The 15,593-nt window shown below is 38.9% G+C and carries 14 protein-coding genes and 2 riboswitches; of the genes, 12 read left to right on the forward strand and 2 right to left on the reverse strand.

Annotated elements, in window-relative coordinates:
• Positions 1–280 precede the first annotated feature (280 nt).
• The 3 genes from parE (at position 281) to AC0C45_RS17475 (ending at position 5,713) form a co-directional block, all read left to right on the forward strand.
• The gene (gene parE / locus AC0C45_RS17465; protein WP_013083363.1) at positions 281–2,257 is read left to right on the forward strand and encodes a DNA topoisomerase IV subunit B; all 1,977 of its coding nucleotides are present in this window, start codon (positions 281–283) and stop codon (positions 2,255–2,257) included.
• On the forward strand, positions 2,254–4,680 hold the full coding sequence (parC, locus tag AC0C45_RS17470; RefSeq protein ID WP_280168487.1) for a DNA topoisomerase IV subunit A: 2,427 nt from the start codon (positions 2,254–2,256) through the stop codon (positions 4,678–4,680). Before parE ends, parC begins: the two co-directional genes overlap by 4 nt.
• A gap of 211 nt (positions 4,681–4,891) precedes the next feature.
• The gene (locus AC0C45_RS17475) at positions 4,892–5,713 is read left to right on the forward strand and encodes an alpha/beta fold hydrolase (RefSeq protein ID WP_016764310.1); all 822 of its coding nucleotides are present in this window, start codon (positions 4,892–4,894) and stop codon (positions 5,711–5,713) included.
• Here the strand turns inward: AC0C45_RS17475 and AC0C45_RS17480 are convergent.
• The gene (locus AC0C45_RS17480; protein WP_016764309.1) at positions 5,699–6,340 is read right to left on the reverse strand and encodes a LysE family transporter; all 642 of its coding nucleotides are present in this window, start codon (positions 6,338–6,340) and stop codon (positions 5,699–5,701) included. The two genes, AC0C45_RS17475 and AC0C45_RS17480, sit on opposite strands and share 15 nt — an antisense overlap.
• Positions 6,341–6,492: 152 nt before the next feature.
• Here AC0C45_RS17480 and AC0C45_RS17485 point away from each other — a divergent pair, with 152 nt between their 5' ends.
• The 5 genes from AC0C45_RS17485 to AC0C45_RS17505 all read left to right on the forward strand — a co-directional run bounded on the left by AC0C45_RS17485 (position 6,493) and on the right by AC0C45_RS17505 (position 9,206).
• Positions 6,493–7,260, forward strand: coding sequence for a YqcI/YcgG family protein (locus AC0C45_RS17485; RefSeq protein ID WP_016764308.1), 768 nt, complete (start codon positions 6,493–6,495; stop codon positions 7,258–7,260).
• Positions 7,235–7,543, forward strand: a complete 309-nt coding sequence (locus tag AC0C45_RS17490) for a cupin domain-containing protein (protein WP_034651653.1) — start codon at positions 7,235–7,237, stop codon at positions 7,541–7,543. The genes AC0C45_RS17485 and AC0C45_RS17490 overlap by 26 nt, the downstream gene beginning before the upstream one ends.
• A gap of 21 nt (positions 7,544–7,564) precedes the next feature.
• Positions 7,565–8,152 (forward strand): cysteine hydrolase family protein, encoded by a 588-nt coding sequence (locus AC0C45_RS17495; protein ID WP_237892328.1) that lies wholly within the window; start codon positions 7,565–7,567, stop codon positions 8,150–8,152.
• 90 nt (positions 8,153–8,242) lie between these two features.
• Positions 8,243–8,734, forward strand: coding sequence for a GNAT family N-acetyltransferase (locus tag AC0C45_RS17500; RefSeq protein WP_016764305.1), 492 nt, complete (start codon positions 8,243–8,245; stop codon positions 8,732–8,734).
• A gap of 103 nt (positions 8,735–8,837) precedes the next feature.
• Complete coding sequence (locus tag AC0C45_RS17505) at positions 8,838–9,206, forward strand: hypothetical protein (RefSeq protein ID WP_047932039.1); 369 nt, start codon at positions 8,838–8,840, stop codon at positions 9,204–9,206.
• A gap of 36 nt (positions 9,207–9,242) precedes the next feature.
• Here AC0C45_RS17505 and AC0C45_RS17510 read toward each other — a convergent pair whose 3' ends face one another.
• The gene (locus tag AC0C45_RS17510) at positions 9,243–10,682 is read right to left on the reverse strand and encodes an amino acid permease (protein ID WP_013057233.1); all 1,440 of its coding nucleotides are present in this window, start codon (positions 10,680–10,682) and stop codon (positions 9,243–9,245) included.
• Between the two features lie 102 nt (positions 10,683–10,784).
• A riboswitch (Lysine riboswitch) is annotated at positions 10,785–10,969 on the reverse strand.
• 174 nt (positions 10,970–11,143) lie between these two features.
• A riboswitch (TPP riboswitch) is annotated at positions 11,144–11,244 on the forward strand.
• 32 nt (positions 11,245–11,276) lie between these two features.
• On the opposite strand from AC0C45_RS17510, the gene thiT reads away from it, so the two are divergent.
• From thiT to eutC, 4 genes are all read left to right on the forward strand, one after another.
• Positions 11,277–11,885 carry an energy-coupled thiamine transporter ThiT gene (gene thiT, locus AC0C45_RS17515; protein WP_047932071.1) on the forward strand — a complete coding sequence of 203 codons (609 nt, stop codon included), beginning with the start codon at positions 11,277–11,279 and terminating at the stop codon, positions 11,883–11,885.
• 156 nt (positions 11,886–12,041) lie between these two features.
• Positions 12,042–13,460, forward strand: coding sequence for an ethanolamine ammonia-lyase reactivating factor EutA (locus AC0C45_RS17520; RefSeq protein ID WP_047932040.1), 1,419 nt, complete (start codon positions 12,042–12,044; stop codon positions 13,458–13,460).
• Between the two features lie 26 nt (positions 13,461–13,486).
• Positions 13,487–14,857, forward strand: coding sequence for an ethanolamine ammonia-lyase subunit EutB (locus AC0C45_RS17525; protein WP_237892324.1), 1,371 nt, complete (start codon positions 13,487–13,489; stop codon positions 14,855–14,857).
• A gap of 14 nt (positions 14,858–14,871) precedes the next feature.
• Positions 14,872–15,585, forward strand: coding sequence for an ethanolamine ammonia-lyase subunit EutC (eutC, locus tag AC0C45_RS17530; RefSeq protein ID WP_237892322.1), 714 nt, complete (start codon positions 14,872–14,874; stop codon positions 15,583–15,585).
• Positions 15,586–15,593: the final 8 nt, after the last annotated feature.

The raw sequence follows: 15,593 nt of genomic DNA on the forward strand, positions 1-15,593 counted from the left end.
TGCGTTGAAATAGTAAGAGCGTTTCCGCTACAATAGACGTTAGACAGCTAGCTTTATAATGCTTATAATCCATGAATACACAAGATATTGCTTTTATAATACGGAAATTTGTGCTAAAATCTTGTAAGTACGCAAAAATAGAAACATACGTTCTGTTGATGCGAACACTATAAAATTAAAAGATAGGATACATGATCATTTATTCTTAGACACGAAGCGCAAACGTTTGTGTTTCATACATAATGTAGTAATGTTCGTTGTGATGAAAGGGGTAGTATGAATGGCTCGGAAACAACAATTTAATTATAATGAAGATGCAATTCAAGTACTAGAAGGATTAGATGCCGTTCGTAAACGTCCTGGTATGTATATTGGAAGTACGGATACACGAGGTCTGCATCATTTAGTATATGAAATCGTCGACAACTCTGTCGATGAAGCTCTAGCAGGCTACGGAGAAGAAATTATTGTAACCATTCACAAAGATAATTCAATTTCTGTACAAGATAAAGGTCGAGGTATGCCAACGGGCATGCATAAACTAGGAAAACCAACGCCTGAAGTTATTTTAACCATCTTGCATGCAGGAGGTAAATTCGGACAGGGTGGATATAAAACAAGCGGAGGCTTACACGGAGTAGGTGCATCTGTTGTAAATGCGCTGTCTGAATGGTTGACCGTAACCATTCATCGAGATGGATTTATTTATGAACAGCGTTTTGAAAATGGAGGAAAGCCAGTTACGACGCTAGAAAAAATAGGGAAAACGAAAAAAACGGGAACAACGATTCATTTCAAACCGGATGCCACGATCTTTTCAACAACTGTGTATAATTATGATACGCTGTGTGAACGGCTCCGCGAATCGGCTTTCCTGTTAAAAGGATTCAAAATAGAGTTAATCGATAAAAGACATGATCGTCACGATATCTTTTATTATGAAACAGGTATTCAAGCCTTCGTTTCATATTTAAATGAAGAAAAAGATTCACTTCATCCAGTCGTCTTTTTTGAAGGGATTCATCATAATATTGAAGTTGAATTTGCCTTTCAATTTAATGATGGTTATTCTGAAACCATTTTATCATTTGTTAATAATGTTCGTACCAAAGATGGTGGAACGCATGAGTCCGGTGCAAAAAGCGCTATGACGCGTGCATTTAATGAATATGCTCGTAAAGTAAGCCTGCTAAAAGAAAAAGACAAAAACTTAGAAGGAACGGATATACGAGAAGGCTTAGGAGCCATCGTTTCCGTTAGAATACCTGAAGAGTTGCTTCAGTTTGAAGGTCAAACAAAAGGAAAGTTAGGTACAAGTGAAGCTCGTTCGTCTGTAGATGCAGTTATTTCTGAAAAACTTGCCTATTTCTTAGAAGAAAACCCGGACGTAAGCTCTCTTCTTGTAAAAAAAGCAATCAAAGCTGCTCAAGCGCGTGAAGCAGCACGAAAGGCGAGAGAAGACGCAAGAAACGGGAAGAAACGAAAGCGTCAAGAAACCGTTCTAAGCGGAAAGTTAACGCCTGCGCAATCAAGAAATCCTCAGCGAAACGAACTGTACTTAGTCGAAGGGGATTCCGCTGGAGGTTCAGCAAAACAAGGAAGGGATCGCCGCTTTCAAGCCGTGCTGCCACTGCGAGGGAAGGTTATCAATACCGAAAAAGCTAAGCTTCAAGATATTTTTAAAAACGAAGAAATTAGTACGATCATCCACGCGATAGGCGGAGGAGTAGGAGCAGATTTCACCATCGATGATATTAACTACGATAAAATAGTTATCATGACCGATGCGGATACGGATGGCGCTCATATTCAAGTGCTTCTGCTAACGTTTTTCTACCGCTATATGAAACCGCTTGTGGAAGCAGGAAAAGTATTTATTGCTCTTCCACCGCTCTACAAAGTAAGTAAAGGGTCAGGTAAAAAAGAAGTGGTTGAATATTCATGGAGTGATGAAGAATTGCAGGGTGCTATCGATAAGGTAGGAAGAGGGTATATGATTCAACGCTATAAAGGTCTCGGTGAAATGAACGCAGATCAGCTTTGGGAAACAACAATGAACCCAGAGACGCGTACGCTGATTCGTGTTCGTATTGATGATGCTGCTCGCGCTGATCGTCGTGTAACCACTTTGATGGGCGATAAAGTAGAACCTCGCAGAAAATGGATTGAAAGCAACGTAGCGTTTGGATTAGAAGAAGATCCAAATATTTTAGATAATGAAAATGTATTAACGGTCGCAGAGGAGGACGTACAATGACACAAACAGAACGCTTTTTAGATTTACCTCTTGAGGATGTGCTAGGCGACCGTTTTGGTCGATACAGTAAATATATTATTCAAGAGCGTGCACTTCCGGATGCAAGAGACGGGTTAAAACCCGTTCAGCGCCGTATTTTATATGCAATGCACGTAGATGGAAATACAGCAGAAAAAGGCTTTCGCAAGTCAGCCAAAACTGTAGGGAACGTAATTGGTAACTATCACCCTCATGGTGATTCATCTGTATATGAGGCCATGGTTCGAATGAGTCAAGAATGGAAAGTTAGAAATGTATTAATCGAAATGCATGGAAACAACGGAAGTATTGATGGAGATCCCCCAGCAGCAATGCGTTATACAGAAGCTCGCCTTTCATCGATTGCTGCAGAACTTCTACGAGATATTGACAAACAAACGGTTGAGTTTGTATCTAACTTCGATGATACAAGCAGCGAACCAACTGTGTTACCGGCTATGTTTCCTAATTTGCTAGTGAATGGATCCACGGGTATTTCAGCTGGTTATGCTACAGAACTTCCTCCTCATCATTTAGGTGAAGTAATTGACGCAACGATCATGCGAATTGATAAACCAACGTGTACAATTGAAGAGTTGATGACGGCTATTCAAGGTCCTGATTTTCCTACGGGAGGAATCATTCAAGGGGTAGACGGAATTAAGAAAGCCTACGAGACAGGTAAAGGGAAAATTATTATTCGCGGAAAAACGGAAGTGGAGTCCATTCGCGGCGGAAAACAGCAAATTGTCATTACGGAAATTCCGTTTGAAGTAAACAAAGCCAACCTTGTTAAGAAAATGGATGAGCTTCGTTTAGATAAAAAAGTGGAAGGCATTGCTGAAGTTCGCGATGAAACGGATCGTACCGGTCTGCGCATCGTAGTAGAATTAAAAAAAGATGCAAATGCTCAAGGAGTACTTCACTATCTTTATAAAAATACGGATCTGCAAGTACCTTATAATTTTAACATGGTTGCTATTGCTAAAAAGCGACCAAAGCTTATGAGCTTGGCCAACATTCTTGATGCTTATATTGATCATCAAAGAGAAGTGGTAACAAATCGTTCTAAATACGAACTGCAAAAAGCACGTGAACGTGAACATATTGTAGCGGGATTGATTAAGGCACTGTCGATTTTAGATGAAGTTATTGCGACGATTAGAGCTTCTAAAGATAAGCGCGACGCTAAAAATAATTTAATTGCCAAATATGAATTTACAGAACCTCAAGCAGAGGCGATTGTATCGCTTCAATTATACCGTTTGACAAACACGGACATCACAGCTCTACAAGCGGAAGCTGAAGAGCTAGGTGCTAAAATTAACGAGTTAGAAGAAATCTTACATAGCGAGAAAAAACTTTTTAATGTAATCAAAAAAGAATTACGCCGTGTAAAGAAGCAATACAGTACAGAACGCCGCTCAAAAATTGAAGCGGAAATCGAAGAAATTAAGATTAATCTAGAAGTGATGGTTCCATCTGAAGAAGTGATGGTGACAGTCACAAAAGACGGATACGTAAAACGAACAAGCCTTCGTTCTTACGCCGCGTCTAACGGGCAAGACTTCGGTATGAAAGATACGGACCGAATTTTAGCGAAGTATGAAATTAATACAACTGAAACGCTACTCATCTTCACAAACAAAGGGAATTATTTATATATGCCAGTGCACGAACTTCCTGATATCAGGTGGAAAGACATGGGGCAGCATATCATGAACATTATTCCAATTGATAAAGAAGAGCAAATTGTACGGGCGATACCGGTGAAAGAATTTAAAGAAAACCAGTATCTGCTTTTCTTTACAAAAAATGGCATGGTCAAAAAATCAGAATTACTTCAATATAAAGCACAGCGCTACTCTAAAGCTCTTGTCGCCGTTAATTTAAAAGGCGATGATGAAGTAATCGATGTATATCAAACCGATGGTAAAAAACAAGTGTTTATTGCCACTCGCTCTGGCTACGGACTGCGTTTCCGGGAAGAAGAAATTAATATTGTAGGGACTCGCGCTTCTGGTGTGAAAGGAATTAACTTAAAAGACGATGATTATGTTGTAAGCGGCGTTATCTTCGATGAAGATGAAGCTCTATCAACTGAATTATTTATCGCCACGCAACGAGGAGCTGTGAAAAAGACAAAAATTACTGAGTTTGAAGAATCAGCACGAGCAAAACGAGGGCTAGTGATGGTCCGAGAACTAAAATCTAATCCGCATCAAATTGCAAAAGTAAAAGCAATCTCTAAAGAACATTACATGATAGTAGAATCATCTAAAGGTCAAATCGAGCAGGTTGATCCATCTACAATGCGAGCTAGCGACCGATACAGCAACGGTTCATTCGTATTAGACCAAAGCGAAGCCGGCAATTTAGTTGATGTGTGGCTGGAAGAAAAATAACAAAAAAAGTAGTAAAGTTTTTAACGCTTTACTACTTTTTTTGTTCGATATTTTTAAATTAAACTATGTTCTAAATAAACAATAAGAAACATTTCCCTACTCTTTATTCCAAATAAACATCATGCACCTCCTACACAAGCTTATAAGAAACTTTTGAATGTTCCAGTTATCCTAAACATATATATATAAGAACATCTAGGAGGTGTTATAGATGAACTATTTTATTCATGTAACTCCTAAGACTAAACTTTTTGTACGGGATATTGGAAAAGGGGAACCCGTTCTTTTCCTTCACGGGTGGCCTGTTAACGCTAAAATGTACGAATACCAATTTACAACGTTGCCGGCCTGCGGTATTCGATGTATCGCTCCTGATCTTCGCGGATTCGGAAAGTCAGATGCGCCTTTCACCGGCTATTCTTATAATCAATTAGCAGATGATATTCGCATGTTAGTAGAAAGACTGGAGCTGAAAAATTATACGCTCGTAGGCTTTTCTATGGGGGGAGCCATTGCCATTCGATATATGAGCAGACATTTAGGATATGGCGTGAAGAAGTTAATTTTATTAGGAGCAGCGGCTCCAAGCTTTATTCAAAAAACTGATTTTCCATATGGACTTCCTTCTGAAGAAGTAAATACAATTATTCAAAATACGTATAGAGATCGCCCTAACATGCTTGAAGAGTTTGGCAAAAAGTTTTTTAATCAGCCTACCAGCTCAGCTTTTAAAGGGTGGTTTCAAGATTTAGGTTTAGAGGCATCCGGTCATGGAACAATTAAAACTGCGGTGTCTTTACGAGACGAAGACTTACGGGAAGATTTGAGCCAAATTTTTGCTGAGACATATATATTACACGGAAAAAAAGATCAAATTTGTCCATTTGATCTTGCAAAAGTTATGAATCGTCATATTTCATTTTCTACACTTCTTCCATTTGAAAATAGTGGACACGGTCTTTTTTATGATGAACGTGAGAAAGTAAATGACACTCTTATTGAACTCATCGCTCAAAGCTCAGCCTATAAGTAAGGATATACATTTAAAACCGAATTGGCAGCCAAATAAAAAAAGTAAAAAACCTGCACCTAACGTAATGAAGCGAAGAAGTTTAGGCGTGATAAATTTTCTTGTGAAATGAATGCTGCTGGCAATATTTAAATTCCAAAGAAGGATTCCAAAGATAATAAAGAAACTGTGAAAAAAGACTGATAGCCACGTTTGACTTTGGAGGCTTTCGCTTAAGCTTGACCCAAATACACCAAACCAAAATACAATATTTAAAGGGTTCATAAGAGCAATGAAGAAACCTGTAAAAAACGACTTATCTCTTTTAATAGAGGGTTTATTTACATCTATTGAAAAGGAACGAGAAACAGCTTGTTTCATACTTTGAAAGCCAACAAACGTAAGCATGACAAAACCAGTTGCATAAAGGAAAACAGTAACAGCATGCATCTGAACAAAAGGCGTTAACCCTATTAAAATGAGGAGCATAAATAAAATATCGGCCGTCATGCCTCCCAAACCAACTAGCCAAGAAGCCCAAAATCCTTTTGTCAGCCCTTTTTTAATCATCTCTATATTAATTGGACCTACCGGTGCTGCGAGACTAATACCTAGAATTATTTGTTTTATAGCAATCAAAAACCACTCCACAAACACAGCCTCCTTTCTAACTTGTCCAATAGTAGCTTATATATATATAGATTAGAGTTTTATAATTTAGAATCGGCATTTAGTTAAAAATGCTCATAAACTTTCTTTTCTTTAATACACATGTAACGTTGAGTTCCATAAGGAGGATTTTAATGGCATCAAAAATGCTTTTTCGAGCCAATGAGATTTTAGAGTCAACGCATGTCCCATTTTGGGGAAAAGATGCTTTTCAATATTTCCGAAGCGATATATTGTCAGAAGAAAATCCATTTCCTTGTATATTAGGGGTAGAAGGCTTTAAAAAAGATTTACTGCGGTTTTCATTTGTGACTACTCCTTATAACTACCAAGATATTAGAAATGTAGCGTTGGCACTTAGAGAATACATAGATACGTTCAAGACCATAGGTCGCTATACATCCTTTGTGTTATTCTTTAAGCCTGAACATAAAGAACGATCAATGGAAGAGTACGAAACGATGTTTTGGGATACGCTGACGTTTCTTCATCAAATTGATCAGAAGAAATGGCCGCAGGACATTCCAAAAGATCCAAAAGATCCATTATGGGAATTTTGCTTTCACGGAGAACCTATTTTTGTCGTCTGTAATACGCCTGCTCATTCTTTACGTAAAAGCCGTAAGAGCAGGGGATTTATGATTACATTTCAACCTCGGTGGGTGTTTGAAGGTATGACAGGAGATTCAAAAATAGGGCGGCATATCCAAAAGGTGGTCCGCGATCGGTTAAAAACATATGATGACGTATCTGCTCACCCTGAGTTAGGATGGTATGGACAGCAGGAAAACCGAGAGTGGAAGCAATATTTTTTACATGATGATAACAACTATACTACCGGACAGTGTCCGTTTAAATTAAAAAGGAGTGAACAGCATGGACGTAAAAAAAGCCTCTATTAAAAAAGGAGTTGGCGGAAAGTTTGAAGAAGTAATTAAAGAGCTGCTTCCGGCGTATACCGGATACGTTGAAGTACAGCACGATATTGCTTTTCAAACGCACCCATCTCATACCCATCCAACTGATGAAATTCTTCATATACTTGAAGGATCTATTTACTTTACAGTTGAACATGATACGGTTCTATGTCAGGCAGGAGATCGAATACATTTACCGAAACAAACGGTTCATTCCTCAAAAGCCGGTCCTGATGGGTGCACATACGTTATTTCCATTTTAAAATAAAGACGAAAGAAGATGATGCTTATGCTACGTTCCCGGCCAGTTCTGCTGCTTATCGATGTACAAGAAGGGTTTTATTCACCACAGTGGGGGGAAAGAAACAACCTAGATGCAGAAAAACATATGCTGACGCTACTGCAAGCATGGAGACGCCAAAATTATCCTATCATTCACGTACAGCATGCATCGGAAAATCCAGATTCTCCTTTACACCCAAGTTCGAAGGGATTTCAGTTCAAAGAAGGGTTTGGTCCACAAGAAGACGAATACTTAATTCGCAAACACGTGAACAGCTGCTTCATTGGAACAGAGCTAGACAGTTATTTAAAAGCAAATGGCTATGATACGCTTATCTTAATAGGACTAACTACTAATCACTGCGTCTCTACGACTGCCCGCATGGCTGGAAATCTAGGGTACAGGACGTACATTGTAAACGATGCAACAGCTTGCTTTGATGGTATGTCCTACGATGGAAAAACAAGGCTTCCTGCAGAAGATGTACATACATTCGCATTGTCTTCTTTACATGGGGAGTTTGCAACGGTCGTTTCTACAAAAGAGACACTTCAAGTTCTTCAAACCTTTCAATATGCTCAAAATCATAACTGATGTGCATGCGCACATCGGTTTTTTATGTAGATTATGTTTCTTAAAAGAAGTAAAATAAAGATAATTCTATACTATAAGGAGTTTGTACATATGATCATTCGTTATGCTAAAGAAGAAGATTTACCTATGCTTGTTGAAATTTATAACCAGTCTGTTCAAGCAAGTGCCGCTACTTTTGATTTAACGCCTGTAACAGTAGAGCAAAGAAGGAGCTGGTTTGATAATCATATTAGCAATGAACTCTTTCCGCTTATTGTTGCGGAAAGAGACGGGGTAGTAGCGGGCTATGCTTCGCTTTCTTCTTATCGAGATAAAGAAGCGTATATTCAAACGGTAGAGCTATCGATTTATATTGATAAAAATCAACAGGGGCATGGCATTGGAAAACAGCTTATGAAGCGGATTTTGGAATTGGCTAAAGAACTCAACCATCACGTTGTCATTTCAGGAATTACAAAAGGGAATGATATCAGTGTCAAAATGCATAAGCAATTTAATTTTACATTTTGCGGAGAATTTAAAGAAGTAGGCTGGAAATTCGATCAGTGGCAAGATGTGCTTTTTTATCAGCTTATTTTATAAGATGTATGACACCTTTACACATTGTAACGTTTTAGTTTAATGTGTAAAGGTTATTAAAATAATAAGTCATTTTATTATTTTAATACGAAAGGTGTTAGCTATCATGAATACACATTTTCAATATCAGCATATAAGAGCTATTCCAAAAAGATGGTCCAAAAAAGAACTGCATATCCAGCTGAATAGGATCAAACACAATTCTGAACTATCTACTATAGCAGCAGATCCGCTTTTTCATCTGTTAGAATGTACCCATTCGGGCCTTCAAACTAAGCAAGAAATCATAGACTACATCCAAAGCATTCCTACTCATCAACTTCCATCTTTTGTAACCCATTTAAGCAGGTTAGTTCAGCGTATTTATTATATAGAAGCTGCTGATTACTGTAATCGTCCCCTCAAAGGTTATATGCTTGTTATGAAAAATCAGCCCGCCTATATATCTCTTCATTTTGCTGATCAGATCATATAAAAAAAGCTCTCTATTCAAAAGAATAGAGAGCTTTTTTTATTCGTATTTTTTCACTGTTACTTGGCATTCTTTTAACGGAATAAGTTTTGACTTTTTCGTCCATTTGTATCCTAACCAAACAATTAAGAATAAAGGAAGTCCGATATAAGAAACAAGTACACCGTACCAGTCAATCGAATCACCCATAAACGCCGAATAGTTTTGACCTAAAATAACAACAGCACATAAAATAAAGGCAAAGATAGGACCAAAAGGGAAAAGTTTTGCATGATATGGAAGTTCACTCAAATCATGACCTTGGGCAACAAATGCTCTTCTAAAACGATAGTGGCTGATGGCAATTCCTAACCAAGCAATAAAACCAGACATACCAGAAGCGTTAAGTAACCACGTGTATACCGCACCGTCTCCAAAAAATGAAGCACCAAATGCAAGTGTACCGACAAGTGCCGTTGCAATTAAAGCATTCACCGGAACGCCTCGTTTATTTACTTTTGCTAAGAACCTTGGTGCTTTTCCATCTTTCGCTAAGTTCCACAGCATACGCGTAGAAGCATACATACCTGAGTTACCAGCAGATAAAACGGCTGTTAAAATAACGGCATTGATAGCTGATGCTGCAAACGCCAGACCTGCTCGTTCGAATATTAAAGTAAATGGACTTACTCGCACATCATCACTTGCTAATGAATCGGCTGTGTATGGAATAAGCATCCCAATAACAAAAATAGCTAAAATATAAAATAACAAGATGCGCCAGAAGACTTGTTTAACTGCGCGAGGAACCGTTTTTTCCGGATCTTCACTTTCTCCAGCTGCGACTCCAAGCAACTCTGTTCCTTGAAATGAAAAACCAGCAGCCATAAAAATACCTAAGACAGTAAAGAATCCACCGTGAATGGGTCCATCACCAAGCGTGAAGTTTTTAAACCCTGGTGCTTCATTGTTAAAGATACCAAAAATCATCATAATGCCAATAACTAAAAAGATGATAACCGTTACTACTTTAATTAACGAAAACCAAAATTCAGATTCACCAAATCCTTTTACAGAAAGGTAGTTAAGCCCAAACATAATTAATAAAAACAGGGCACTCCATAAAATAGAAGAAGAGTTTGGGAACCAAAATTTCATAATAAGGGCTCCAGCGGATAATTCAGCTGCAATTGTAATAGCCCAGTTGTACCAATAGTTCCATCCGAGAGCGAAACCAAAGGATGGATCTACAAAACGAGACGCATACGTACTAAACGAACCAGCTTCAGGCATATAAGCTGCGAGCTCCGCTAGGCTGGTCATCAAAAAGTAAACCATGACGCCAATGATAGCGTAAGCTAAAAGCGCTCCCCCAGGTCCTGCTGTGTGAATTGCTCCACCACTTGCTAGGAATAAGCCGGTTCCGATGGCTCCTCCTAATGAAATCATCGTTAAGTGGCGAGATTTCAACCCACGTTTTAATTCTTGTTGCTCTTGCATAGATAAATACTCCTTTCGAATGTACGGAAAGAGACGGGATAACATAAAAAAAGCCCGCAGTATATGTGCGGGCTTTTAAATCTGAAAACCGCGTCAACCTTCCGTGAAGATAGCTCTTCACATCACTCGCATGATGTGACAGTTCTGTTCCTGTTCGGAGACAGCCCCAGCTTAAATCAACCGAGAAGTGATCTAAACTTCGGCAATTTTTCCTTTCAAGCAACATCCTCAATGTTCTCTGCATTTCCGTTACTTTACTATTAAAAACTGCGACCTCTACCTCATCGATTAGGATGAGGGTTTTTTATATTCAATTGACATAAAAGAAGTATAACAAATACTAAAACGATTGTCATTATAAAAAATAGATTCAGAAAATAGAAACATCTTTGAAATCTCTCGAATCTATTTTGTTACATATGGTATAATGAATGTTGTCTTTATACTACATAAATATCCAAACGTACCACAGGGGGAGCCGCCGTGCTGAGAGTGAACAAATTGTTCAGACCCTTAGAACCTGTTAGTTAACGCTAGCGTAGGAATGTGGGAATAGTAGCTTATATTTGCTTACTCCTGTGTAAACCGTTTGATATGAATGATTCAAAAACAGGAGTGAGAAACGTGAATAAAGCATTACCTTTACAGGCTAAAATTGAAATAGCTATTTTTGCAGCATTGGCACTTCTACTTGATCTTTTGCCTTCAATTAAAATTGCAACGGCTGTAAGTATTTCGTTCTCCATGGTGCCTATTTTTATTATGTGCTTTCGCTGGGGAGTAAAAGGCGGAGCTTTATCTGGTCTATTATGGGGGCTTTTGCAATTGGCAACAGGAACGGCTTATATTTTAACAGCGCTGCAAACGTTTATTGAATATATTGTGGCTTTTGCTTTTATAGGTTTTGGAGGTATTTTTTCGCAATCTATTAAAACAAATTTAGCTAACAATAACAGATCAAAAGCTTTTGTTTTGATTGTTTTATCCCTTATTATCGGCAGCTTCGCACGGTATTTCTGGCACTTTATTGCGGGTATTATTTTCTGGGGATCATATGCGCCAAAGGGCATGTCCGCTCTATGGTATTCTTTTTCAATGAACGGGATTTCAATGGTAGGATCACTAATAGCCTGCTTAGTCATTCTTTCACTATTAATTCCATCCGCATCAAGAATGATTGTAACTAAATCACACTCATCATAAGCTAAAAGACTAAATCTACCAAGATTTAGTCTTTTTTGTCATTTGTCACCTTTGTTTACACAAAAGTGTGTCAGGTTTGATAACATAGTTAGTGAAATATTCAAAAAACTGTTTTATGATAATCACCATATTCAAACGAGATAAGGGATTGATAGCATGCTACAGAAATGGATCACGAGCATAGGTTTAGATATCGGAACAAGCACAACAAAGCTGATTGTAAGCAAGCTGTTAATAGCAAATCAACAAAATCAGTTTACGCTGCCAGGCTGTCAAATTATTGATCGTCGCGTAACGTATGCAAGTTCTATCTATACCACCCCTATGCTAAACGATGTTGAAATCGATGTTCAGAGATTAACGGTACTACTAGAACAAGAGTATAAGAACGCAGGAATCTCATTAGATCAAGTGGAGGCAGGTGCTGTGATCATCACAGGAGAAACGGCCAGAAAGCAAAATGCAGAAAGTATCGTTCACTATCTAGCCGAACATGCTGGGGATTTTGTTGTTGCAACAGCCGGCGCTGACTTAGAGGGAATATTAGCAGCAAAAGGATCAGGAGCAATAGACCGTTCTGCTGAAACAAATGCAGTAATTGCCAATATTGATGTAGGAGGAGGCACTGCTAACATCGCTTTATGTCAAAATGGAAAAGTGATAGAAACATTTACACTGCATGTAGGCGGGAGATTAATTCGACTAAATGAAGACGGTCTTGTTACCTACGTTTCGTCTCATTTAACTGAATTTTTGAAAAATAATTCTTTAATACTGCGAGAAGGTGAAAAAGCAACATTTGAAAAGCTCTCGTCTATCTGTCAATTACTAGCTGAAGAAACCGTGAATTATGTAAAAGCGCTGAATCAAAATTCCACGCTTCTCGTTTCTCCTCATACAAGATCTTCTATACACCCCGAAACGATCATGGTTTCAGGAGGAGTAGGAGCAATGATGGAGAAGCAAAAGCCAAAAACAGTGAAAGAAGTGGCCATACACGGAGACGTTGGTCCGCTTCTAGCATATCATTTTCAATCCATCCAAGTATCTCAAGCCGCTGAGACAACGCGCGCTACTGTAATTGGTGCTGGTATGCAAAATACAGAGGTTAGCGGATCAACCGTATATATTGGGTCGAAGCGGCTGCCGCTGAAAAATATTCCGATTATAGAGATACCCGTTCAGCAAGAAGAGACGTGGAATCAGCAGCTGTTTCAAGAAAGAGCTCGAGCGTCATGTATGCAGGCTTCAACTATTTTCAGTGCAGAAGATCCTCCCGCTGCTATTGCTTTATCTCATTTTCCTTACTGCAGCTATAAGATGCTTCAAGAATTAGCAAAAGTAATAAGCACTGAATTTATTGCTTGTTTTAAGGGAGCTAAGTGCCTCGTTGTGCTATGCGAACAAGATATTGCAAAAGCTTTAGGACAAGCACTAGCTAAACAGAGGAAAGAATTAGAAATTATTTGTTTAGATCAAATTGATTTTACGCACGGAGATTACATCGATCTAGGGTTACCAGTAGCTGGAGAAGCGATCTCCGTTTCCGTTAAAACGCTCGCTTTTTCATCGTAATCTACTAAATATACAAGGAGGAAACGATGTTTAAAACTACACGATTATTAGGAGAAACATTTTCATTTTATAGCTTAAAAGAAATCATGGCCAAAGCAAACGAAGAGCGTTCTGGAGATCAGTTAGCAGGAGTTAGCGCTGAGTCAATGAAAGAACGAATGGCAGCAAAGCAAGTCCTAGCTGATATCACACTTGCTGATATCAGAAACTACCCGCTGCTCAGCGCAGATGAAGACAACGTCTCGGCATTAATTGAAAGTCAGATTGATTCATCTGTTTACGATATGATCAAAAATTGGACAGTAGGGGATTTAAGAGAATACATTTTATCCGATCAGCATAGCGGAGAAGACCTTCTTGGACTTAGCAAAGGATTAAGCAGCGAAATGATTGCGGCAGCTACTAAAATTATGTCCAATTTAGATTTAATTCAAGGAGCTGCCAAGATAGAAGTGCAAACTACTTGTCAAACGACTATCGGCCAAAAAGGAGTATTGGCTTCTAGAGCTCAGCCTAATCATCCTTCAGATAACTTAAAGGGAATGAGAGCATCTTTATACGAAGCGTTAAGCTATGGAATTGGAGATGCGGTTATCGGAATTAACCCTGTTATTGATACAACAGATAATATTTACGCACTTTTAAATGAAACAAAAAATATAATCAATGAATGGGCAATCCCTACTCAAAACTGTGTGTTATCACATGTGACGAGTCAGATGAGAGCAATTGAAAAAGGAGCATCTGCTGACTTGATTTTTCAAAGTTTAGCAGGCACAGAAGCCGGTAATGATTCATTTGGCATTTCACTGTCTATGCTTGATGAAGCGACAGCGCTAATTCATGAAAAAGGAACGGCAAACGGTCCAAACCGCTGGTATTTTGAAACAGGACAAGGTTCTGAACTGTCAGCGGAAGCTCACTATAATATTGATCAAGTAACGCTTGAAGCTAGATGCTACGGCTTAGCCCGTCACTATAAACCTTTCTTAGTTAATACGGTTGTTGGATTTATTGGACCTGAATATTTATATAACAGCAAACAAGTTCTACGAGCTGGGTTAGAAGATCATTTCATGGGTAAAATGCACGGCCTGCCTATGGGAGTAGACGTATGTTACACCAACCATATGGATGCTGATCAAAATGATATGGATAATTTAAGTATGCTTCTGGGAACAGCTGGAGTGAACTTTGTCATAGGAGTGCCCATGGCTGATGACTGCATGCTAAACTACCAGTCTCTTAGTTATCATGACATTGCAACGGTACGTAATGTGTTAGGGCGTACCCCAACGCCGTTATTTCAAAAGTGGCTTGAAGATCAGCGTATTATGGACAACGGGCGCTTTACATCTAGAGCCGGAGACCCAACTATTTTTATGAATTTGATTTAAGGAAGGTGCTTACTATGATACCAAAGTCAAATCGCGATCCGCTTGAAACACTTAAACAATTTACCCCTGCCCGCATAGGTGTCGGCCGTACAGGAACAAGGCCGCTAACAAAAGACGTTTTATCTTTTCGCACGGATCATGCTGCAGCCGTAGACTCTGTATATGGAGTAGTTGCAGAAGATATTTTATCCGAGTTTAACCTTTTCTCTGTGAATACACGCGTGGAGTCAAAAGAACATTATTTAAAACGGCCGGATCAAGGAAGGTTATTAGCAGATAACGCTAAGAAAGAAATTTTTAAAAACTGCGTGCGGCAGCCTGATGTACAAGTAGTAGTCTCAGATGGACTGAGTGCCAAGGCAATCGAAGAAAACATAAGCGACGTGTATCCAGCTTTAATTGACTCCCTGCAATCATATGGACTTCATATCGGGACTTCATTTTTTGTAAAAGGGGGACGGGTTGCGTGTATGGATGAAATTGGCGAGATCATAAAGCCAAAAGCACTTGTGCTATTGATTGGAGAGCGACCTGGACTGGTCAGTGCTGAATCAATGAGTGCTTACATGTGCTATGAACCTAGTAAAGGCAAAAAAGAGTCTGATCGTATGGTCATTTCTAATATTCATAAAAGAGGGACGCCTCCTATTGAGGCAGCCGCACATATCGGTACCATGATTGACAAAATGATTAAGCAGCAAACAAGCGGTGTACATCTTATTGTCTAAACATCAAA

The sequence above is a fragment of the Priestia sp. VA7 genome (genome assembly GCF_055710015.1).

Bases quoted from the DNA above. Each gene is read 5' to 3' on its own strand.
- parE (WP_013083363.1), top strand. From the start codon at position 281: ATGGCTCGGAAACAACAATTTAATTATAATGAAGATGCAATTCAAGTA.
- parC (WP_280168487.1), top strand. From the start codon at position 2,254: ATGACACAAACAGAACGCTTTTTAGATTTACCTCTTGAGGATGTGCTA.
- AC0C45_RS17475 (WP_016764310.1), top strand. From the start codon at position 4,892: ATGAACTATTTTATTCATGTAACTCCTAAGACTAAACTTTTTGTACGG.
- AC0C45_RS17485 (WP_016764308.1), top strand. From the start codon at position 6,493: ATGGCATCAAAAATGCTTTTTCGAGCCAATGAGATTTTAGAGTCAACG.
- AC0C45_RS17490 (WP_034651653.1), top strand. From the start codon at position 7,235: ATGGACGTAAAAAAAGCCTCTATTAAAAAAGGAGTTGGCGGAAAGTTT.
- AC0C45_RS17495 (WP_237892328.1), top strand. From the start codon at position 7,565: ATGCTACGTTCCCGGCCAGTTCTGCTGCTTATCGATGTACAAGAAGGG.
- AC0C45_RS17500 (WP_016764305.1), top strand. From the start codon at position 8,243: ATGATCATTCGTTATGCTAAAGAAGAAGATTTACCTATGCTTGTTGAA.
- AC0C45_RS17505 (WP_047932039.1), top strand. From the start codon at position 8,838: ATGAATACACATTTTCAATATCAGCATATAAGAGCTATTCCAAAAAGA.
- AC0C45_RS17510 (WP_013057233.1), bottom strand. From the start codon at position 10,682: ATGCAAGAGCAACAAGAATTAAAACGTGGGTTGAAATCTCGCCACTTA.
- thiT (WP_047932071.1), top strand. From the start codon at position 11,277: ATGAATGATTCAAAAACAGGAGTGAGAAACGTGAATAAAGCATTACCT.
- AC0C45_RS17520 (WP_047932040.1), top strand. From the start codon at position 12,042: ATGCTACAGAAATGGATCACGAGCATAGGTTTAGATATCGGAACAAGC.
- AC0C45_RS17525 (WP_237892324.1), top strand. From the start codon at position 13,487: ATGTTTAAAACTACACGATTATTAGGAGAAACATTTTCATTTTATAGC.
- eutC (WP_237892322.1), top strand. From the start codon at position 14,872: ATGATACCAAAGTCAAATCGCGATCCGCTTGAAACACTTAAACAATTT.